15 protein-coding genes and 1 pseudogene are annotated in these 19,635 nt (G+C 61.6%); 7 read left to right on the top strand and 9 right to left on the bottom strand.

The features are described 5' to 3' along the window. Positions 1-61: 61 nt before the first annotated feature. Positions 62-1,054 (bottom strand): alpha/beta fold hydrolase, encoded by a 993-nt coding sequence (locus tag ACIPL0_RS15725; RefSeq protein WP_400598445.1) that lies wholly within the window; start codon positions 1,052-1,054, stop codon positions 62-64. 159 nt (positions 1,055-1,213) lie between these two features. Continuing rightward, the gene (gene ppsA / locus ACIPL0_RS15720) at positions 1,214-3,589 is read right to left on the bottom strand and encodes a phosphoenolpyruvate synthase (protein WP_400598444.1); all 2,376 of its coding nucleotides are present in this window, start codon (positions 3,587-3,589) and stop codon (positions 1,214-1,216) included. Between ppsA and ACIPL0_RS15715 the strand changes: the two genes are divergently transcribed. Then, the gene (locus ACIPL0_RS15715) at positions 3,536-3,730 is read left to right on the top strand and encodes a hypothetical protein (RefSeq protein ID WP_400598442.1); all 195 of its coding nucleotides are present in this window, start codon (positions 3,536-3,538) and stop codon (positions 3,728-3,730) included. The two genes, ppsA and ACIPL0_RS15715, sit on opposite strands and share 54 nt — an antisense overlap. Positions 3,731-3,769: 39 nt before the next feature. Next, positions 3,770-4,588 (top strand): pyruvate, water dikinase regulatory protein, encoded by an 819-nt coding sequence (locus ACIPL0_RS15710; RefSeq protein ID WP_400598440.1) that lies wholly within the window; start codon positions 3,770-3,772, stop codon positions 4,586-4,588. Between the two features lie 185 nt (positions 4,589-4,773). Here ACIPL0_RS15710 and prpF read toward each other — a convergent pair whose 3' ends face one another. The 5 genes from prpF to ACIPL0_RS15685 form a co-directional block, all read right to left on the bottom strand. Then, on the bottom strand, positions 4,774-5,964 hold the full coding sequence (gene prpF, locus ACIPL0_RS15705; protein ID WP_400598438.1) for a 2-methylaconitate cis-trans isomerase PrpF: 1,191 nt from the start codon (positions 5,962-5,964) through the stop codon (positions 4,774-4,776). Between the two features lie 138 nt (positions 5,965-6,102). After that, complete coding sequence (gene acnD / locus ACIPL0_RS15700; RefSeq protein ID WP_400598436.1) at positions 6,103-8,697, bottom strand: Fe/S-dependent 2-methylisocitrate dehydratase AcnD; 2,595 nt, start codon at positions 8,695-8,697, stop codon at positions 6,103-6,105. Between the two features lie 203 nt (positions 8,698-8,900). Then, the gene (prpC, locus tag ACIPL0_RS15695) at positions 8,901-10,028 is read right to left on the bottom strand and encodes a 2-methylcitrate synthase (protein ID WP_400598434.1); all 1,128 of its coding nucleotides are present in this window, start codon (positions 10,026-10,028) and stop codon (positions 8,901-8,903) included. Between the two features lie 190 nt (positions 10,029-10,218). Further along, positions 10,219-11,109 (bottom strand): methylisocitrate lyase, encoded by an 891-nt coding sequence (gene prpB / locus ACIPL0_RS15690; protein ID WP_400598433.1) that lies wholly within the window; start codon positions 11,107-11,109, stop codon positions 10,219-10,221. Then, positions 11,106-11,813 (bottom strand): GntR family transcriptional regulator, encoded by a 708-nt coding sequence (locus ACIPL0_RS15685; protein ID WP_400598431.1) that lies wholly within the window; start codon positions 11,811-11,813, stop codon positions 11,106-11,108. The genes prpB and ACIPL0_RS15685 overlap by 4 nt, the downstream gene beginning before the upstream one ends. A gap of 298 nt (positions 11,814-12,111) precedes the next feature. Here ACIPL0_RS15685 and ACIPL0_RS15680 point away from each other — a divergent pair, with 298 nt between their 5' ends. The 4 genes from ACIPL0_RS15680 to pabB all read left to right on the top strand — a co-directional run bounded on the left by ACIPL0_RS15680 (position 12,112) and on the right by pabB (position 16,815). After that, positions 12,112-12,660 carry an ATP-dependent zinc protease gene (locus tag ACIPL0_RS15680; protein ID WP_400598430.1) on the top strand — a complete coding sequence of 183 codons (549 nt, stop codon included), beginning with the start codon at positions 12,112-12,114 and terminating at the stop codon, positions 12,658-12,660. A 4-nt stretch (positions 12,661-12,664) separates the two neighbouring features. Continuing rightward, positions 12,665-14,215 (top strand): inactive transglutaminase family protein, encoded by a 1,551-nt coding sequence (locus tag ACIPL0_RS15675; protein ID WP_400598428.1) that lies wholly within the window; start codon positions 12,665-12,667, stop codon positions 14,213-14,215. Next, the gene (locus tag ACIPL0_RS15670) at positions 14,215-15,183 is read left to right on the top strand and encodes an alpha-L-glutamate ligase-like protein (protein ID WP_400598483.1); all 969 of its coding nucleotides are present in this window, start codon (positions 14,215-14,217) and stop codon (positions 15,181-15,183) included. Before ACIPL0_RS15675 ends, ACIPL0_RS15670 begins: the two co-directional genes overlap by 1 nt. Before the next feature lie 288 nt (positions 15,184-15,471). Then, a complete protein-coding gene (gene pabB, locus ACIPL0_RS15665) occupies positions 15,472-16,815 on the top strand; it encodes an aminodeoxychorismate synthase component I (RefSeq protein ID WP_400598482.1) in 1,344 nt (447 codons plus the stop codon). 157 nt (positions 16,816-16,972) lie between these two features. Here the strand turns inward: pabB and thrH are convergent. Beyond that, a pseudogene (thrH, locus tag ACIPL0_RS15660) lies at positions 16,973-17,593 on the bottom strand (bifunctional phosphoserine phosphatase/homoserine phosphotransferase ThrH). 170 nt (positions 17,594-17,763) lie between these two features. On the opposite strand from thrH, the gene ACIPL0_RS15655 reads away from it, so the two are divergent. Next, on the top strand, positions 17,764-18,498 hold the full coding sequence (locus ACIPL0_RS15655; RefSeq protein ID WP_400731550.1) for a phosphoadenylyl-sulfate reductase: 735 nt from the start codon (positions 17,764-17,766) through the stop codon (positions 18,496-18,498). Positions 18,499-18,612: 114 nt separating this feature from the next. Here the strand turns inward: ACIPL0_RS15655 and cysB are convergent, their stop codons facing one another. Then, positions 18,613-19,587, bottom strand: a complete 975-nt coding sequence (cysB, locus tag ACIPL0_RS15650) for an HTH-type transcriptional regulator CysB (RefSeq protein WP_062382408.1) — start codon at positions 19,585-19,587, stop codon at positions 18,613-18,615. Positions 19,588-19,635: the final 48 nt, after the last annotated feature.

Genomic DNA, 19,635 nt, shown 5'->3' with positions numbered 1-19,635 from the left:
TCGATGTGGCGCGTAGCTTAGCCCCAAGCGCCCGACATAGGAATGCCCGGAAGGCTCTGAATCAAGGAGTTGTGACCATGTTCAGCGTTGATTCAGCATTTACCCCGGCGATCCGCCCATTCAGCCAGTCGGCTACCCGCGGCCAGACCTGCGCCTGGGCCGCCTTGCTGACAAGCATCTGCACATGGCCGAAATCTTCGCTGAACCCCGTCTCGCGACCCAGGCAGAGAAATGCCTTGTCCTCGGAACCGAACTGTTCGAACAACTCGCGACAGGCCCATTCGGGGTCCTGATGATCGCCCTTGGCCGTCACGCACCAGACCGGCACCTGAACATGGCGCAGGCCCGACCACCAGTCGTCCTTCTTGTCGCCGAACCGGCCAAACAGGCCGTGCCAGCGCATGCTTTCCAGAATCACCCCCATCGGCTCGTCTTCCGGGCCACGCTTGAAACGCGGGCCGGAGACATGCTCGAAGCGCTTAAGCAGCAGGCGCGAACTCCACTGCAGCGGCGGCACTTTCAACGGCCAGTAGGTGCGGGTGATCTGGCTGCCGAACAGCGCGGCCGAGGCCACCTGCTCCACGCCCATGTAGTGCCCGCCCAACGCTGCGGCGAGTGTCGTACCGCCGAGGGAATGACCGATCCAGTGCGGCGTCTGCCCGCTCTGCTCGCTGACGAATGCGGCAATTGCCGGCAAGTCATAGCGGGCATAGTCCGCGACGCGGTTGTGCCGATAGGCCTCGTTGCGGGCCGACAGCCCATGGCCGCGCATCTCCGGGATCCACACATCGAAACCGGCACGGGCCAGATAGGCGCCCAGACCGATGCCTTTAGGCGAATACCAGAAACGTCGGTTGGAAAAACTGCCATGCAGCAGGATCACCGGAACGCCCCGGTCATCGGGCGCGTCCACCCGCCCCAGACGGGTCAGCGCCAGCTCGACGGTGAAATCGAGGCTGTTGCCGGGTTTGAGGCGGTAGACATCCTCGATCAGATCGCCGCGTCGCTCGGCACTGATCAAGGCCACGGGAAATAGAAGACTGCTGCTCTGCATATCGCTCTTGCTTGACTCTGAAATGGCGCGCACCCGGCGCGACACGCACTGTCGCACCGGACGCTGAAAATGGCCCATGAAAAAGGGCGGACTCGTCAAGGCCGCCCCTCTCAAGGAAACCGGCCCGCATCGACGGGCCAGCATCTTACTCGATTTACATCAGTTTGGAGCGTCCTGCTCGGACAGGAAGAACCAGGTCTCCAGTACCGAGTCAGGGTTCAGCGACACGCTTTCAATGCCCTGCTCCATCAGCCAGCGCGCCAGATCCGGGTGGTCCGACGGGCCCTGGCCGCAGATGCCGATGTACTTGCCGGCCTTGTTACAGGCCTGGATGGCGTTGGACAGCAGCTTCTTGACCGCCGGGTTACGCTCGTCGAACAAGTGCGCGATGATCCCGGAGTCGCGGTCCAGGCCCAGGGTCAGCTGGGTCAGGTCGTTGGAGCCGATGGAGAAACCGTCGAAGAATTCGAGGAATTCGTCAGCCATCAGGGCGTTCGATGGCAGTTCGCACATCATGATCACGCGCAGGCCGTTGCTGCCACGGGCCAGGCCGTTTTCGGCGAGCAGATCGACCACCTGACTGGCTTCGCCCAGGGTGCGCACGAACGGCACCATGATCTCGACGTTGGTCAGGCCCATCTCGTTGCGCACGCGCTTGAGGGCACGGCATTCCAGTTCGAAGCAGTCGCGGAAGTTTTCGCTGATGTAACGCGAAGCACCGCGGAAGCCCAGCATCGGGTTTTCTTCTTCCGGCTCGTACAGCTTGCCGCCGATCAGGTTGGCGTATTCGTTGGACTTGAAGTCCGACAGACGCACGATGACCTTTTTCGGGTAGAAGGCCGCAGCCAGGGTGCTGATGCCCTCGACCAGTTTTTCGACGTAGAAGCCGACCGGGTCGTTGTAACCGGCGATGCGCTTGTCGACGCTTTCCTTGATGTCCAGTGGCAGGTTCGGGTAGTTCAGCAGCGCTTTCGGGTGTACGCCGATCATGCGGTTGATGATGAACTCCAGACGCGCCAGGCCGATACCGGCGTTGGGCAGCTGGGCAAAATCGAAGGCACGGTCCGGGTTGCCGACGTTCATCATGATCTTGAACGGCAGCTCCGGCATGGCGTCGACCGAGTTCTGCTTGATGTCGAAGCCCAGTTCGCCTTCAAAGATGTAACCGGTGTCGCCTTCGGCGCAGGACACGGTGACGCCCTGACCGTCCTTCAGCAGTTCGGTGGCGTTGCCGCAACCGACCACGGCCGGAATGCCCAGCTCACGAGCGATGATCGCCGCGTGGCAGGTACGGCCGCCACGGTTGGTGACGATGGCGCTGGCGCGCTTCATCACCGGTTCCCAGTCCGGGTCGGTCATGTCGGAGACCAACACGTCGCCGGCCTGGACCTTGTCCATCTCCGAGACGTCCTTGATGATCCGCACCTTGCCGGCGCCGATGCGCTGGCCGATGGCGCGGCCTTCGGCGAGAACGTTGCCCTTTTCTTTGAGCAGGTAGCGTTCCATGACGTTGGCCGAGCTGCGGCTCTTCACGGTTTCAGGACGCGCCTGAACGATGTACAGCTTGCCGTCGTCACCGTCCTTGGCCCACTCGATGTCCATCGGGCACTGGTAGTGCTTCTCGATGATCATCGCCTGGCGGGCCAGGTTGCTGACTTCTTCGTCGCTCAAGCAGAAACGCGCGCGCTCGGCGGCATCGACGTCGACGGTCTTGACCGAACGACCGGCCTTGGCCTCGTCGCCGTAGATCATCTTGATTGCCTTGCTGCCCAGATTACGGCGCAAGATCGCCGGGCGACCGGCTTCGAGGGTGTGCTTGTGGACGTAGAATTCGTCCGGGTTCACCGCGCCCTGCACGACGGTTTCGCCCAGGCCGTAGGCGCCGGTGATGAACACCACGTCACGGAAACCGGATTCGGTGTCCAGGGTGAACATCACGCCGGCGGTACCGGTTTCGGAGCGGACCATGCGCTGCACGCCGGCAGACAGGGCCACCAGCTTGTGGTCGAAGCCCTGATGCACGCGGTAGGAAATGGCGCGGTCGTTGAACAGCGAAGCGAACACTTCTTTCGCCGCGCGGATCACGTTGTCGACACCACGGATATTGAGGAAGGTTTCCTGCTGGCCGGCAAACGACGCGTCAGGCAGGTCTTCTGCGGTGGCGGAAGAACGCACGGCCACGGCGATGTCCGGATTGCCCGCCGACAGTGCGGCGAAGGCCGTGCGGATTTCGGCGTTGAGCCGCTCGGGGAACTCGGCCTCCATGATCCACTGACGAATCTGCGCGCCGGTCTTGGCCAGCGCGTTGACGTCGTCGACGTCCAGGGCATCGAGTGCCTTGTGAATCTGATCGTTCAGGCCACTCTGCTCAAGAAAATCACGATAGGCCTGAGCTGTAGTGGCGAAGCCACCGGGGACGGATACACCTGCGCCCGCCAGATTGCTGATCATCTCGCCGAGGGATGCGTTCTTGCCCCCCACATGCTCAACATCATGTTTGCCGAGCTTATCGAGGGAAACTACGTACTCTACCAAGGTGATCTCTCCACTAACCGATTTGTTGTTGGGAAAAGCATGGGGGCTGAATCCTTGGGATTGCAATTCAGCGCCCTGGTGGTCCGGATTCTGAAAATAGGCAAGAATGCCGCCAGTCATGGCGTGCAAGCGCGCCTATGATATCCAAGAATCGTCAACAGCTTAAGGCCCAGGGCACAAATGAAACGATCCGCTTTCTTCATCTCCGACGGCACCGGCATCACCGCCGAGACCCTCGGCCAAAGCCTGTTGGCGCAGTTTGAAAACATTACGTTCAACAAGTTCACCAGGCCGTACATCGACAGCGTCGAGAAAGCCCGCGCCATGGTCCAGCAAATCAACAAGGCCGCGGAGAAGGACGAAGCCCGTCCGATCATCTTCGACACCATCGTCAATCAGGACATTCGCGAGATCCTGGCGACGTCCGACGGCTTCATGATCGACATCTTTTCGACCTTCCTGGCCCCGCTGGAGCAGGAGCTTAGTTCACACTCTTCCTACTCGGTGGGCAAATCCCACTCCATCGGCCACAACTCCAATTACATGGAGCGGATCGAGGCAGTGAACTTCGCCCTGGACAACGACGACGGCGCCCGAACGCACTATTACGATAAGGCCGACATCATATTGGTGGGTGTTTCGCGCTGTGGGAAGACCCCTACCTGTCTATACATGGCCATGCAATTCGGCATTCGCGCCGCCAACTATCCGCTGACCGAAGACGACATGGAACGCCTGCAACTGCCGCCTGTGCTGAAACAACACCGCGCCAAGCTGTTCGGCCTGACCATCGACCCGGACCGACTGACCGCCATTCGTCACGAGCGCAAGCCCAACAGCCGTTATTCGAGTTTCGCCCAGTGCGAATTCGAAGTGCGCGAAGTGGAAAACCTGTTCCGTCGCGAGAACATTCCAAATATTAATTCCACGCACTTCTCGGTGGAGGAAATCTCCGCGAAAGTGTTGGTGGAAAAAGGGGTCGAGCGGCGGTTCAAATAGCGACGATATGTCGCAGGACTCAAGCATCAGGCAGAAGCTCCGCCTGATCGCAGATCGATTGTGGGAGCGAATTCATTCGCGAGAGGCCAGTACATCCACTGAAGATGCATTGGCCGTACTACCGCATCGCGAATGAATTCGCTCCCACAGATTGTCCAGCGCCTGACAGTAAAGCCGATCATTGCTCAGAACACGTCGCCCGGCACCCGCACCCAGCCTTCCATCAAGATCCGCGCGCTGCGGCTCATGATGGCTTTCTTGACCGACCACTCGCCGCCCACCACCTCAGCCTCCGCGCCGACCCGCAAGGTGCCGGACGGATGGCCGAAACGCACGGCGCTGCGCTCGCCACCGCCCGCCGCCAGGTTGACCAGCGTGCCGGGAATCGCCGCCGCCGTGCCAATGGCCACCGCCGCCGTGCCCATCATGGCGTGGTGCAGCTTGCCCATGGACATGGCGCGAACCAGCAGATCGACATCGCCCGCCCCCACCGATTTGCCGCTGGACGACACATACGCTTTCGGTGCCGAAACAAAGGCCACCTTCGGTGTGTGCTGACGCTTCGCAGCCTCGTCGACATGGGCGATCAGGCCCATGCGCACGGCGCCGTAGGCACGAATGGTCTCGAAGCGCTTCAAGGCCGCCGGATCGCTGTTGATGGCGTCCTGCAACTCGGTGCCGGTGTAACCGATGTCTTCAGCGTTGACGAAAATAGTCGGGATGCCGGCGTTGATCAGGGTCGCCTTGAACGTGCCGATGCCGGGCACCTCCAGTTCGTCCACCAGATTGCCGGTAGGAAACATCGAACCACCGGCGCCCTCTTCTTCCGCCGCCGGATCGATGAATTCCAGCTGCACTTCGGCGGCCGGAAAGGTCACGCCGTCCAGCTCGAAATCGCCGGTTTCCTGCACCACCCCGTCGGTGATGGGCACATGGGCGATGATGGTCTTGCCGATATTCGCCTGCCAGATGCGCACCACGGCCATACCGTTGTGCGGAATGCGCCCGGCGTCCACCAGGCCATTGCTGATCGCGAAAGGCCCGACAGCCGCCGACAGGTTGCCGCAGTTACCGCTCCAGTCGACGAAAGGCGCGTCGATGGACACCTGCCCGAACAGATAGTCGACGTCGTGATCGGCCTTGCTGCTTTTCGACAGAATCACGGTCTTGCTGGTGCTGGAGGTGGCGCCCCCCATGCCGTCGATTTGCTTGGCATAGGGATCGGGGCTGCCAATTACCCGCAACAGCAAGGCGTCACGGGCCGCTCCCGGCACCTGAGCCGCTTCGGGCAAATCCTGCAGACGGAAGAACACGCCCTTGCTGGTGCCTCCACGCATGTAGGTGGCGGGGATCTTGATCTGCGCTGTATGAGCCATGAGATTGCTTTCCTTTAACGGTAGAGTTTCCAGGTCGCCTCCATGCGACACGTTTACCTGTAGCCGTCCGGCTCGTCGGCAGTGACGTCCTCTGGAACGCTGCCGCCGGCAAGCCGGACTGCTACGCAAGAGCCATGGTCAGACCACGGCGGCCGATTCGAGGAAGTCCTGCGCGAATCGCTGCAGCACCCCGCCCGCTTCGTAGATCGACACTTCTTCACCGGTATCCAGACGGCAAGTGACCGGCACTTCCACACGTTCGCCGTTCTTGCGCAGGATCACCAGGGTCAGGGTCGCCCGTGGCGTGCGCTCACCGATCACGTCGAAGGTTTCACTGCCGTCGATGCCCAGGGTGTTGCGGTCGGTGCCCGGCTTGAACTCCAGCGGCAATACACCCATGCCCACCAGATTGGTGCGGTGAATGCGCTCGAAACCTTCGGCGACGATGGCTTCAACGCCGGCGAGACGCACGCCCTTGGCCGCCCAGTCGCGGGACGAGCCCTGACCGTAGTCGGCACCGGCGATGATGATCAGCGGCTGCTTGCGTTCCATGTAGGTCTCGATGGCTTCCCACATCCGCGTGACCTTGCCCTCCGGCTCGATCCGCGCCAGCGAACCCTGTTTGACCTTGCCGTTTTCCTGGACCATTTCGTTGAACAGTTTCGGGTTGGCGAAGGTCGCCCGCTGTGCGGTCAGGTGGTCGCCGCGGTGGGTCGCGTAGGAGTTGAAGTCTTCTTCCGGCAGGCCCATTTTCGCCAGGTACTCGCCAGCAGCACTGTCGAGCATGATGGCGTTGGACGGCGACAGGTGATCGGTGGTGATGTTGTCCGGCAGCACCGCCAGCGCGCGCATGCCCTGCAGAGTGCGCTCGCCGGCCAGTGCGCCTTCCCAGTACGGCGGTCGGCGAATGTAGGTGCTCATCGGGCGCCAGTCGTACAGCGGATCGACTTTCGGGCCGGTGTCGTCCTGCACAGCGAACATCGGGATGTAGACCTGACGGAACTGCTCCGGCTTGACCGACTGTTTAACCACCGCGTCGATTTCCTCGTCGCTCGGCCAGATGTCTTTCAGGCGGATTTCCTTGCCGTCGGCAGCAACGCCCAGCACGTCCTTCTCAATGTCGAAACGGATGGTCCCGGCAATCGCATAAGCCACCACCAGCGGCGGCGAAGCGAGAAACGCCTGCTTGGCGTACGGATGAATACGCCCGTCGAAGTTGCGGTTGCCGGACAACACGGCGGTCGCGTACAGGTCGCGGTCGATGATTTCCTGCTGAATCATCGGGTCCAGCGCGCCGGACATGCCGTTGCAGGTGGTGCAAGCGAACGCCACCACACCAAAGCCCAGCTGCTCCAGCTCGGATTTGAGCCCGGCCTCTTCCAGATACAACGCCACGGTTTTCGAGCCCGGCGCCAGCGAGGATTTCACCCACGGCTTGCGGGTCAGCCCGACCTTGTTGGCGTTGCGCGCCAGCAGCCCTGCGGCAATGACGTTGCGCGGGTTGCTGGTGTTGGTGCAACTGGTGATGGCGGCGATGATCACTGCGCCGTCCGGCATCTGCCCTGGCGTTTCCTGCCAGGCGCCGGCAATACCCTTGGCCGCCAGATCGGCAGTGGCCACGCGGGCGTGGGGGTTGGACGGCCCGGCCATGTTACGGCCTACGCTGGACAGGTCGAAGTTCAATACCCGCTCGTACTCGGCACTGACCAGGCTGTCAGCCCACAAGCCGGCTTCTTTGGCGTAGGTTTCCACCAGTTTGACCTGCTGGTCGTCGCGTCCGGTCAAAGTCAGGTAATCGATGGTCTGCTGATCAATGGCGAACATCGCTGCCGTGGCGCCGTATTCCGGGGCCATGTTGGAAATGGTCGCGCGGTCGCCCAGGGTCAGCGCCCGCGCGCCTTCACCGTAGAATTCCAGGTACGCACCGACGACTTTCTGCTTGCGCAGGTATTCAGTCAGCGCCAGCACCACGTCGGTGGCGGTGATGCCCGGTTGCGGGCGCCCACTCAGCTCGACGCCGATGATGTCCGGCAGGCGCATCCACGACGCGCGGCCGAGCATGACGTTTTCCGCCTCCAGGCCGCCGACGCCGATGGCGATCACGCCCAGCGCATCGACATGGGGCGTGTGGCTGTCGGTGCCGACCAGCGTATCCGGGTAGGCCACGCCGTTCTGCGCCTGGATCACCGGCGACATCCGCTCCAGGTTGATCTGGTGCATGATGCCGTTGCCCGGCGGGATCACTTCGACGTTCTTGAACGCCTGTTTGGTCCAGTTGATGAAGTGGAAACGGTCTTCGTTGCGGCGGTCTTCGATGACGCGGTTCTTGTTGAACGCATCGGGATCGAAGCCGCCGCATTCGACGGCCAGCGAGTGGTCGACGATCAGTTGCACCGGCACCACCGGATTGACCTGCGCCGGGTCGCCGCCCATGTCGGCGATGGCGTCGCGCAGACCGGCCAGGTCGACCAGTGCGGTCTGGCCGAGAATGTCGTGGCAGACCACGCGGGCCGGAAACCACGGAAAGTCCAGATCGCGCTTGCGCTCGATCAACTGGCTCAGCGAAGCCTTGAGGGTGGCCGGATCGCAGCGGCGCACCAGGTTTTCTGCCAGCACGCGCGAGGTGTACGGCAGAGTGGCGTAGGCACCGGCCTTGATCGCTTCGACGGCCGCACGGGCATCGAAGTAATCCAGCGCGGTGCCGGGCAATGGTTTGCGATGTTCACTGTTCATCATCGGGACTCGGTCACGGTAGTTTCAAAGGGTGGGGCCTGATTCGGCACCCGAACGGAACACCGTCCACTTATAGGAGTGAGCTTGCTCGCGATCGCGATCTTTCAGTCGATGTCATTGGCGCCTGCAAAAGCGCCATCGCGAGCAAGCTCACTCCTACGGGGATCCGGGGTCATTCAGATCCGGTTCAGGCATCCCACCATTCAGCGTTGTTCGATTGGCACGAACTTGCGCTGTTCGACGCCGATGTATTCGGCGCTCGGGCGGATGATGCGGTTGTTGGCACGTTGCTCGAACACATGGGACGCCCAGCCGGTCAGGCGCGAGCAGACGAAGATCGGCGTGAACAGCTTGGTCGGAATGCCCATGAAGTGGTACGCCGAGGCATGGTAGAAGTCGGCGTTGGGGAACAGCTTCTTCTGCTCCCACATGGTCTTGTCGATGGCTTCGGAGACCGGGAACAGCACCTTGTCACCCACTTCGTCGGCGAGCTTTTTCGACCAGCCCTTGATCACCTCGTTGCGCGGGTCGTTGTCCTTATAGATCGCGTGACCGAAGCCCATGATCTTGTCCTTGCGTTCGAGCATCGCCAGGGTGCCCTTGACCGCGTCCTCGGCCGACGAAAACCTCTCGATCATCTCCATCGCCGCCTCGTTGGCGCCGCCGTGCAGCGGGCCGCGCAGGCTGCCGATGGCGGCGGTGATGCAGGAGAACAGGTCGGACAGGGTCGACGCACAGACCCGCGCGGTGAAGGTCGAGGCGTTGAATTCGTGCTCTGCGTAGAGAATCAGCGAAACGTCCATGACCTTGCGGTGCAGTTCGCTCGGGGTCTTGTCCAGCAAGAGCTTGAGGAAATGACCACCGATGGACACTTCGTCGGTCACGCAATCGATGCGCTTGCCGTCGTGGCTGTAGCGGTACCAATAGCACATGATCGCCGGGAACGCGGCGAGCAGCCGGTCGGTGGAATCGCGCTGCTGGTCGAAACTGGTTTCCGGTTCCAGGTTGCCGAGCATCGAGCAGCCAGTGCGCATCACATCCATCGGATGGGCGTCGGCGGGAATGCGTTCGAGCACTTCTTTCAGCGCTTGCGGCAAATCGCGCAGGCCCTGGAGTTTTTTCAGGTAGGCGTCCAGCTGCGCCTGGGTCGGCAGCTCGCCGTACAGCAGCAGGTAGGCCACTTCTTCAAAGCGGGCGTCGGCGGCCAGCTCGCGTACGTCATAGCCGCGGTAGGTCAGACCGGCACCGGCCTGGCCCACGGTCGACAGAGCAGTCTGTCCGGCAACCTGACCACGCAGGCCGGCGCCACTCAATACTTTTCCTTCAGCCATTGCTCTCTCCAATCTTGAAATTTTTAGGGAATCGGCAATTCAACTTCTGCCACGCCTTACGGTCGGGCGCGAACACGTTCTTTGTAGGAGTGAGCTTGCTCGCGATAGCGGTTGGCCCGCCGACAGCCGTGCTGCATGTCACTCAGTCATCGCGAGCAAGCTCACTCCTACAGGTGCGGTCAGAGGTGCGTTACGATTTCTTCTGCGCAAACAGCGCATCCAGTTTCTGTTCGAAAGCGTGGTAATCGATGCGTTCATACAACTCCATGCGGGTCTGCATGGTGTCGACAACGTGCTTTTGCGTGCCGTCGCGACGAATCGCGGTGTAGACGTTCTCGGCCGCCTTGTTCATGGCACGGAACGCCGACAGCGGATACAGCACCAGCGACACGTCGGCAGACGCCAGCTCTTCGGTGGTGAACAGCGGCGTGGCGCCGAATTCGGTGATGTTGGCCAGGATCGGCGCCTTCACCCGCGAGGCGAACAGCTTGTACATCTCAAGCTCGGTGATGGCTTCCGGGAAGACCATGTCAGCGCCCGCTTCGATGCAGGCAGCGGCGCGATCCAGTGCCGATTCCAGCCCTTCGACCGCCAGCGCGTCGGTGCGCGCCATGATCACGAAGCTGTCGTCGGTGCGCGCATCCACTGCCGCCTTGATGCGGTCGACCATTTCCTGCTGCGAGACGATTTCCTTGCCCGGACGGTGGCCGCAACGCTTGGCGCCGACCTGATCCTCGATGTGCATGGCCGCAGCACCGAACTTGATCATCGACTTGACCGTGCGCGCCACGTTGAACGCCGACGCGCCGAAACCGGTGTCGACATCCACCAGCAGCGGCAGATCGCAGACATCGGTGATGCGACGCACGTCGGTCAGTACATCATCCAGACCGGTGATACCCAGATCAGGCAGCCCCAGCGAACCTGCGGCAACACCGCCACCGGACAGATAAATCGCCTTGAAACCGGCACGCTGGGCCAGCAGTGCGTGATTGGCGTTGATGGCACCGACCACTTGCAACGGATGCTCGCTGGCAACGGCGTCGCGGAAGCGCTGGCCGGCAGTCGTTCTTGAAGTCATTGTTCACCTCGGGCAGTAGCAGCTTGATAGTGCTGTTCGATATTGCGTTTCGACGCGCCGATATGGCGACGCATCAACAGTTCAGCCAGTTCGCCATCACGGTCGGCGATGGCGTCGAGAATGCGGTGGTGCTCGCTGAAGGCCTGACGTGGCCGGTTCGGCGTAGTGGAAAACTGGATGCGGTACATGCGCACCAGTTGATACAGCTCGCCGCAGAGCATCTGGGTCAGGGTGCTGTTGCGCGCGCCCTGAATGATCCGGTAGTGAAAGTCGAAATCGCCTTCCTGCTGGTAATAGCCGACGCCGGCCTGGAATGCGCTGTCGCGTTCGTGGGTGTCGAGCACCCGGCGCAACTCGTCGATCTCTTCGACCGTCATGCGCTCGGCGGCCAGCCGGCAGGCCATACCCTCCAGCGACTCGCGGATTTCGTAGAGTTCCACCAGCTCGGCGTGGCTCAGCGACACGACCCGCGCGCCGACGTGGGGGACGCGAACCAGCAGGCGCTGGCCTTCCAGACGATGGATCGCCTCACGCAGCGGCCCGCGGCTGATGCCGTAGGTGCGCGCCAGTTCCGGCTCGGAAATCTTGCTGCCGGGGGCGATCTCGCCCTTGACGATTGCCGCCTGAATGCGTCGGAAAACGTTCTCCGACAGGGTTTCCGAATCCACTGCGGATGTAGCCGTCGGCTCTAGGGCATCCAACATTGTCGACACCTTGTCTGTTAATGCGGCTAAAGCTAGCCTCATGACAGCTTTTCGTCAAAGACATTTTATGGATTGTCGACAATCGTCTAATAACCGGCTGACATGACCCATGCCTCGCACAAACGCCCGCACCGCGCGCTTCGCTGGCGCCATAAAACCTTCATGCTAGAATGCCGACCGCATCCGTCTGCCACCGCAGACAAGCCAGGGACGTCCGTAGCGACCATGGTTCAGCGCCTGTCCAGACCGGAGCTCACGGCATGACAGCTCCCCGTTCCCCTTCATCGCGCCAGGACCTATGAGCCGCCATCCCCTTCTCTTTCTTTTATGTCTCTACCTCCCCGGCCTGCTCCTCAGCGACCCGGTGCGCGCCGCCGCCAAGACCGTCTACGGCCTCAACGAATATGCCGCGCTGACCGACATCGACCTGCAGGTCGCCGCCAAACTGGACACCGGCGCCAAGACCGCCTCCCTCAGCGCCCGTGACATCAAGCGTTTCAAGCGCGACGGCGAATCCTGGGTGCGCTTCTATCTGGCCATCGACGATGCCCACGAACACCCTATCGAACGCCCCCTGTCGCGGGTCAGCAAGATCAAGCGCCGCGCCGGTGACGTCGACCCTGACGACGAGAAGAAGTACACCTCGCGCCCGGTAATCAGTCTGGCGGTGTGCATGGGCAACGTGGCTCGCACCATAGAAGTGAACTTGACCGACCGAAGTGCATTCCAATACCCGCTTTTGATTGGCTCCGAAGCGCTCAAGCGCTTCGATGCGCTGGTCGATCCAAGCCTTAAATACGCAGCGGGCAAACCCGCCTGCGTCATAGATGCTCAACCCGCAGAGTAACGACATGCGCTCTCTTACCCTCCATCTGAAAATCCTGATCGCGGCCCTGGTCACCCTGGGCATTGCGATCACGGCCTATCAGATACTGGTACTCGGCATTCCGGTGACCGAAGACGAAACCGACGACCTGTGGAACATCGACGCCAAGGTCGAGTTCGTCGCCAACCCGAAAGACTCGGTCAAGGTGCAGATGTACGTGCCGCCCCTGTCGCGGGATTACATCAGCCTCAACGAGAGTTTCATTTCCAATAACTATGGCGTGAACGTCAACCGCGCCGACGGCAACCGCAAGGTGACCTGGTCGGCCCGTCGCGCCAACGGCAACCAGACCCTTTACTACCGGCTGGTGCTGACCAAGCGCTACGGCGGCGAAAAAGCCAAGGTCAAGGGCCCGATCTTCCGCGACAGCATCGCCGTCGAAGGCCCGGAAAAGATCGCCGCCGATGCCCTGCTCGCGCCGATCCGGCAACACTCTGCCGACGTCGAAACCTTCGTCAGCGAAGCCATCAAACGTGTCAACAATCAGGCTGACGACAACGTCAAACTGCTGCTGGCCGGCGACAACTCGATCGCGAACAAGGCACGCATCACCGAAATCCTGCTGTCCATCGCCCACGTGCCGGTGGAAAAGGTCCACACCATCCGCCTGGTCGCCGATCAGCCGCAGACGCCCGAGCTGTGGCTGCGCAGCTTCAACGGCAAGGACTGGCTGTATTTCAACCCGGAAACCGGCGAGGCCGGCCTGCCCCAGGACCGCCTGCTGTGGTGGATCGGTGACGACAACCTGATCACCGTCGAGGGCGGCAAGAAAGCCAGCGTGACCTTCAGCCTGAACAACAGCGAGATGAACGCCATCCGCCTGGCCAAGCTGACCGACGAAAGCACCGACGCCGACTTCCTCGAATACTCGCTGTACGGCCTGCCGCTGCAAACCCAGCAGACCTTCATGATCATGGTGATGATCCCGATCGGCGTGCTGGTGATCCTGATCCTGCGCAACCTGATCGGCCTGCAGACCCTCGGTACCTTCACCCCGGTGCTGATCGCCCTGGCGTTCCGCGAAACCCAGCTGGGCTTCGGCATCGTGCTGTTCACCATCATCACTGCCCTGGGCCTGTCGCTGCGCTCCTACCTGGAGCATCTCAAGCTGCAGATGCTGCCGCGCCTGTCGGTGGTGTTGACCTTCGTCGTGGTGCTGATCGCCGCCATCAGCCTGCTCAGCCACAAGCTGGGGCTGGAGCGCGGGTTGTCGGTGGCGCTGTTCCCGATGGTGATCCTGACCATGACCATCGAACGCCTGTCGATCACCTGGGAAGAGCGCGGCGGCAGCCATGCCATGAAAGTCGCCATCGGCACGCTGTTCGCGGCCTCCCTGGCGCACATCATCATGACCGTGCCGGAGTTCATCTACTTCGTCTTCACGTTCCCGGCGATCCTGCTGATCCTGGTCGGCTTCATGCTCGCCATGGGCCGTTATCGCGGCTACCGCCTGACAGAACTGGTGCGCTTCAAGGCCTTCCTCAAGGAAGACGCCGAACGGGAAAGCGCCAAATGATCGGTTGGTGGAAAACCTGGAAGGCCCTGGAAGCCAAGGGGATCATGGGCATCAACCGGCGTAACGCCGACTACGTGCTCAAGTACAACAAGCGCAGCCTCTACCCCATCGTCGATGACAAGATCATCACCAAGGAACGAGCCATTGCCGCCGGCATTCATGTCCCGGAGATGTACGGGATCATCTCCACCGAGAAGGAAATCGAAAAACTCGACGAGATCATCGGCGAGCGCAGCGACTTCGTCATCAAGCCGGCCCAGGGCGCCGGCGGCGACGGCATCCTGGTGATCGCCGACCGTTTCGAGGGGCGCTTTCGCACGATTTCCGGGCGCATCATCAGCCACGACGAGATCGAGCACCAGATTTCCAGCATCCTCACCGGCCTGTATTCCCTGGGCGGCCATCGCGACCGCGCACTGATCGAGTACCGCGTCACCCCCGACCCGATCTTCAAGAGCATCAGCTACGAAGGCGTACCGGACATCCGCGTCATCGTGCTGATGGGCTACCCGGTAATGGCCATGCTACGCCTGCCGACCCGTCAGTCCGGCGGCAAGGCCAACCTGCACCAGGGCGCCATCGGTGTTGGCGTCGATCTGGCGACCGGCCTGACCCTGCGCGGTACCTGGCTGAACAACATCATCAGCAAGCACCCGGACACCACCAATGCGGTGGACGGCGTGCAGTTGCCGAATTGGGACGGCTTCATGAGGCTCGCAGCCGAGTGCTACGAGCTGTGCGGCCTGGGCTATATCGGCGTGGACATGGTGCTGGACCAGGACCGAGGCCCGCTGATCCTCGAACTCAACGCCCGCCCCGGTCTGAACATCCAGATCGCCAACGACTGCGGCCTGACCCATCGCACCGTGGCGGTGGAACAACATCTGGAAGAGCTGGCCGCCGAAGGGCGTCACGAAACCCCGGAAGAACGGGTGAAATTCGTGCAGGGATTGTTTGGGCATGTCTGAAACAGCCCCACGCGCTGTCCGGCGGTAAACCGAACGCCTTCAGACAACCCAAACCCTGTGGGAGGGAGCCCCGCTCGTGAAGACGTCAGTTCAGACGATGCTGCAGTGATTGGAATGACGCTTTCGCGAGCAGGGCTCCCTCCCACAGATTCCGCAGAGACCATACCCACGGGTAACCAGAACGATATCAACGGATCGTCACCCGCTAGCCCAACCCCGACATCCCCCTAGGCCTCCACCCGCCACAGGACTACAATCGCCGTCCGCACCATGATCGACAAACCTCGCATGCCAACCTGTTCGCTGCACCCTCTCGCCTACCACGTAGACCCGACCGAATACTTTTCGCGCATTCGCCACGCGCCCGGTGCCGTGCTGCTGGACAGCGGCCGACCGCAAGCAGACCGTGGCCGTTTCGACATTCTCAGCGCCTGGCCGCTGGACACATTCACGCCGGACTCCGACGAAAACGGCGCCGCATTCCTGCAACGCCTGCGCGACGCCCTGAACAGCCTGGGCAACGCGCAACTGCCGGATAACAGCCCGCTGCCGTTCGCTGGCGGTGTGATCGGCTATCTGGCCTATGACTTCGGTCGCCTGCTGGAGCCGTTGCCCAGCGCCGCCATCGACGATCTGCATCTGCCTGATGCGCGGCTGGGTCTGTACGCCTGGGCGCTGATCACCGATCACCTGCAAGGCAGCTGCCAACTGATGTTTCACCCGGCCCTGGCCGATGACGAACGTCAACGTTTGATTGCGCTGTTCGAGCAGCCCATTGCTGCCGACGCCGTCGCGTTCCATCTGACCGCGCCTTTCGCCCCGGACATCAACGCCGAACGCTATCAGCAGGCCATCGAACGCATTCACGACTACATCCAGGCCGGTGACTGCTATCAGGTGAACTTCGCCCAGCGCTTCCGCGGCGAGTACAGCGGCGATCCGTGGGCGGCCTATCAGGCTCTGCGCATCGCCTGCCCGACGCCGTTCGCCGGTTTCATCAGCCTGCCCGACAACGACGCCGTGCTGAGCCTGTCGCCGGAGCGCTTCGTCAAGGTCAGCCAGCGCCAGGTGGAAACCCGCCCGATCAAGGGCACCCGGCCACGGGGCAAGGATGTCGAAGAAGATGCCGCGTTCGCCGACGAACTGCTGGCAAGCAAGAAGGACCGTGCGGAAAACCTGATGATCGTCGACCTGCTGCGCAACGATCTGGGGCGCACCTGTCGCATCGGTTCAGTCAGGGTGCCGGAGCTGTTCAGCCTGGAAAGCTACCCCAACGTACACCATCTGGTCAGCGTCGTGACCGGCGAGCTGGCCGGGGACAAGGATGCGCTGGACCTGATCGGCGGCAGCTTCCCTGGCGGCTCGATCACCGGCGCGCCGAAAATCCGCTCGATGCAGATCATCGACGAACTGGAGCCCACCCGCCGGGCGCTGTATTGCGGCTCATTGCTGTATCTGGACGTGCGCGGAGAAATGGACAGCTCCATCGCCATCCGCAGCCTGCTGGCCAAAAACGGAAGTATCGCCTGCTGGGGTGGCGGCGGCATCGTCGCCGATTCGCAGTGGCAGGCCGAGTATCAGGAAACCTTCACCAAGGTGCAGGTGCTGATGCGGACGCTGGAGGCGTTGTAACACCTTGTAGGAGTGAGCTTGCTCGCGATGGCGCTGGATCGTTGCCTGCGCATTGCCTGCCGTGACGCTATCGCGAGCAAGCTCACTCCTACATGGAACACGCTATGTCGGGAGGCAAGCCAATTCGCCAGCAAGCCGGCTCCTACAGAGTGGGCCCTCAATCCATCGGCAGTGATCGATTCGACGCCTTGATGAATTCCCGTTTCAGATCCTCGAAGGTATGCACCGCCGGAAACTGCGGGAATTCGCGGATCACGTTGTCCGGTGCATGGAACAGAATCCCCGCGTCGGCCTCACCCAGCATGCTGGTGTCGTTGTACGAGTCGCCGGCAGCGATGACTCGGTAATACAGACTCTTGAACGCCAGCACCGATTGGCGCTTGGGGTCTTTCTGGCGCAACTGATAGTCGACCACGCGCCCGACATTGTCGGTGATCAACCGGTGGCAAAGCAGAGTCGGAAAGCCGAGCTAGCGCATCAACGGCTGGGAAAACTCGTAGAAGGTGTCCGACAGGATCACCACCTGAAAACGCTCGCGCAGCCAGCCGACGAACTCGACCGCGCCGTCCAGCGGCTTGAGCGTGCCGATCACTTCCTGAATGTCGGCCAGCTTCAAGCCATGCTCGTCGAGAATGCGCAAACGCTGGCGCATCAGTACGTCGTAGTCCGCAATGTCGCGGGTGGTGGCCCGCAGCGAATGGATACCGGTTTTCTCCGCAAACGCGATCCAGATTTCCGGGACCAGCACACCTTCCAGATCAAGACAGGCAATTTCCACAGATCACTCCTTGAACACTTCTGCCGGGCGACGTTGCCGCAGACAGCACTCTAGCCAGTGCCCCGGGACTTGCGCAAACGCAGGTTTCAGGCAAATCGCCGAAGGTTTTTGTTACCATCTGCGCCATTACGAGCGCCTAAGCGCCATTCTTTTGATTAGGAAGCCGCCTGATGAGCCACCCTTTCGACGTCGACGAGATCGCCGCGACCTACGCCAACAAGTCCGCCCAGGACATTCTCAAGTTCGCTTTCCAGCATTTCGGCGACGAACTGTGGATTTCCTTCAGCGGCGCCGAAGACGTCGTGCTGGTCGACATGGCCTGGAAGATCAACAAGAACGTCAAGGTGTTCAGCCTCGACACCGGTCGCCTGCACCCGGAGACCTATCGCTTCATCGACCAGGTGCGCGAGCAGTACAAGATCTCCATTGATATCGTTTCGCCAGATCGCGACAAGCTTGAACCGTTCGTCAAGGAAAAGGGCCTGTTCAGTTTCTACAAGGACGGTCATGGCGAATGCTGCGGCGTGCGCAAGATCGAGCCGCTGCGCCGCAAGCTGAGCGACGTTCGCGCCTGGGCCACCGGCCAACGCCGCGACCAGAGCCCGAACACCCGCAACAATGTTGCCGTAGTGGAAATCGACGGCGCGTTCTCGACCCCGGAACGCCCCCTGTACAAGTTCAACCCGCTGGCACAGATGAGCAGCGCCGACGTGTGGAACTACATCCGCATGCTCGAACTGCCATACAACAGCCTGCACGAACGAGGCTTCATCAGCATCGGCTGCGAACCCTGCACCCGCCCAGTTCTGCCGAACCAGCACGAGCGTGAAGGCCGCTGGTGGTGGGAAGAAGCCACGCAGAAAGAATGCGGGCTGCATGCGGGGAATTTGATCGGTAAAGCCTGACGCAGCTTTGTAGGAGTGAGCTTGCTCGCGATGCGTCAGATCCGGCACTGCATCAGTGGCTGATACACCGCAATCGCGAGCAAGCTCACTCCTACAATTTCAAAATGCCTGGACTCAATGCTCTGGCAGCACCACGCCGTCGAACAGCTCTTCGAGCTCCTGCTTGTTGTGGCACTGAATGGCCTTGGCCATCACGTCGCGGGTCAGGTGCGGGGCGAATTTCTCGATGAAATCGCACATGAAGCCACGCAGGAAGGTGCCGCGACGGAAGCCGATCTTGGTGATGCTGGCTTCAAACAGCTCGCTGGCGTCGAGCACCACCAGATCGCTATCCAGCTTCGGGTCCACCGCCATCTTGGCGACGATGCCCACACCCAGGCCGAGGCGTACATAGGTCTTGATCACGTCGGCGTCGGCCGCGGTAAACACCACTTTCGGTGTCAGGCCGCGATGGCTGAAGGCCTCGTCGAGCTTGGAACGGCCGGTAAAACCGAACACATAAGTGACGATCGGGTATTCGGCGAGAATTTCCAGGGTCAGCTTCGGCAGCTTGGTCAGCGGATGGCCCTGCGGCACCACCACGCAGCGGTTCCACGTGTAGCACGGCATCATCACCAAGTCGCCGAACAACTCCAGCGCTTCGGTGGCGATGGCGAAATCGACGGTGCCGTCAGCGGCCATTTCGGCGATCTGCATCGGCGAACCCTGGTGCATGTGCAGGGCTACGTCCGGGTATTGCTTGATGAAGTTGCTGATCACCGGCGGCAACGCATAGCGGGCCTGGGTGTGGGTGGTGGCAATCGACAGGGTGCCTTTCTTCTCGTTGGAAAATTCCTGAGCGATCTGCTTGATGCTTTCGACCTTGCGCAGGATTTCGCCTGCCGTGGTAATGATGCGCTCCCCCGCCGGCGTCACACGGGTCAGGTGCTTGCCGCTGCGCGCAAAGACCTCGACCCCCAGTTCGTCTTCCAGCAGGCGGATCTGCTTGCTGATCCCCGGCTGCGAGGTGTACAGACTCTGCGCCGTGGCCGAAACGTTGAGGTCGTGGTGCGCCACTTCCCAGATGTAGCGCAATTGTTGAAGCTTCATATATATCCCTCAAAGCCGGAAGACGCCACGGGCATCAGCGACGGTATA

Source organism: Pseudomonas sp. NPDC090208 (assembly GCF_044746785.1).
Taxonomy (GTDB): domain Bacteria; phylum Pseudomonadota; class Gammaproteobacteria; order Pseudomonadales; family Pseudomonadaceae; genus Aquipseudomonas.
Note: the sequence above shows the minus strand (reverse complement) of the source record. Positions and strands in the feature narration are given on the sequence as shown.

What these genes read in the sequence shown, in the direction of transcription:
- ACIPL0_RS15655 (WP_400731550.1), top strand. Translation starts at nt 17,764, where the DNA reads ATGAGCCACCCTTTCGACGTCGACGAGATCGCCGCGACCTACGCCAAC.
- ACIPL0_RS15725 (WP_400598445.1), bottom strand. Translation starts at nt 1,054, where the DNA reads ATGCAGAGCAGCAGTCTTCTATTTCCCGTGGCCTTGATCAGTGCCGAG.
- ACIPL0_RS15685 (WP_400598431.1), bottom strand. Translation starts at nt 11,813, where the DNA reads ATGTTGGATGCCCTAGAGCCGACGGCTACATCCGCAGTGGATTCGGAA.
- ACIPL0_RS15710 (WP_400598440.1), top strand. Translation starts at nt 3,770, where the DNA reads ATGAAACGATCCGCTTTCTTCATCTCCGACGGCACCGGCATCACCGCC.
- prpC (WP_400598434.1), bottom strand. Translation starts at nt 10,028, where the DNA reads ATGGCTGAAGGAAAAGTATTGAGTGGCGCCGGCCTGCGTGGTCAGGTT.
- ACIPL0_RS15715 (WP_400598442.1), top strand. Translation starts at nt 3,536, where the DNA reads ATGCTCAACATCATGTTTGCCGAGCTTATCGAGGGAAACTACGTACTC.
- pabB (WP_400598482.1), top strand. Translation starts at nt 15,472, where the DNA reads ATGCCAACCTGTTCGCTGCACCCTCTCGCCTACCACGTAGACCCGACC.
- prpF (WP_400598438.1), bottom strand. Translation starts at nt 5,964, where the DNA reads ATGGCTCATACAGCGCAGATCAAGATCCCCGCCACCTACATGCGTGGA.
- ACIPL0_RS15675 (WP_400598428.1), top strand. Translation starts at nt 12,665, where the DNA reads ATGCGCTCTCTTACCCTCCATCTGAAAATCCTGATCGCGGCCCTGGTC.
- acnD (WP_400598436.1), bottom strand. Translation starts at nt 8,697, where the DNA reads ATGAACAGTGAACATCGCAAACCATTGCCCGGCACCGCGCTGGATTAC.
- cysB (WP_062382408.1), bottom strand. Translation starts at nt 19,587, where the DNA reads ATGAAGCTTCAACAATTGCGCTACATCTGGGAAGTGGCGCACCACGAC.
- prpB (WP_400598433.1), bottom strand. Translation starts at nt 11,109, where the DNA reads ATGACTTCAAGAACGACTGCCGGCCAGCGCTTCCGCGACGCCGTTGCC.
- ACIPL0_RS15680 (WP_400598430.1), top strand. Translation starts at nt 12,112, where the DNA reads ATGAGCCGCCATCCCCTTCTCTTTCTTTTATGTCTCTACCTCCCCGGC.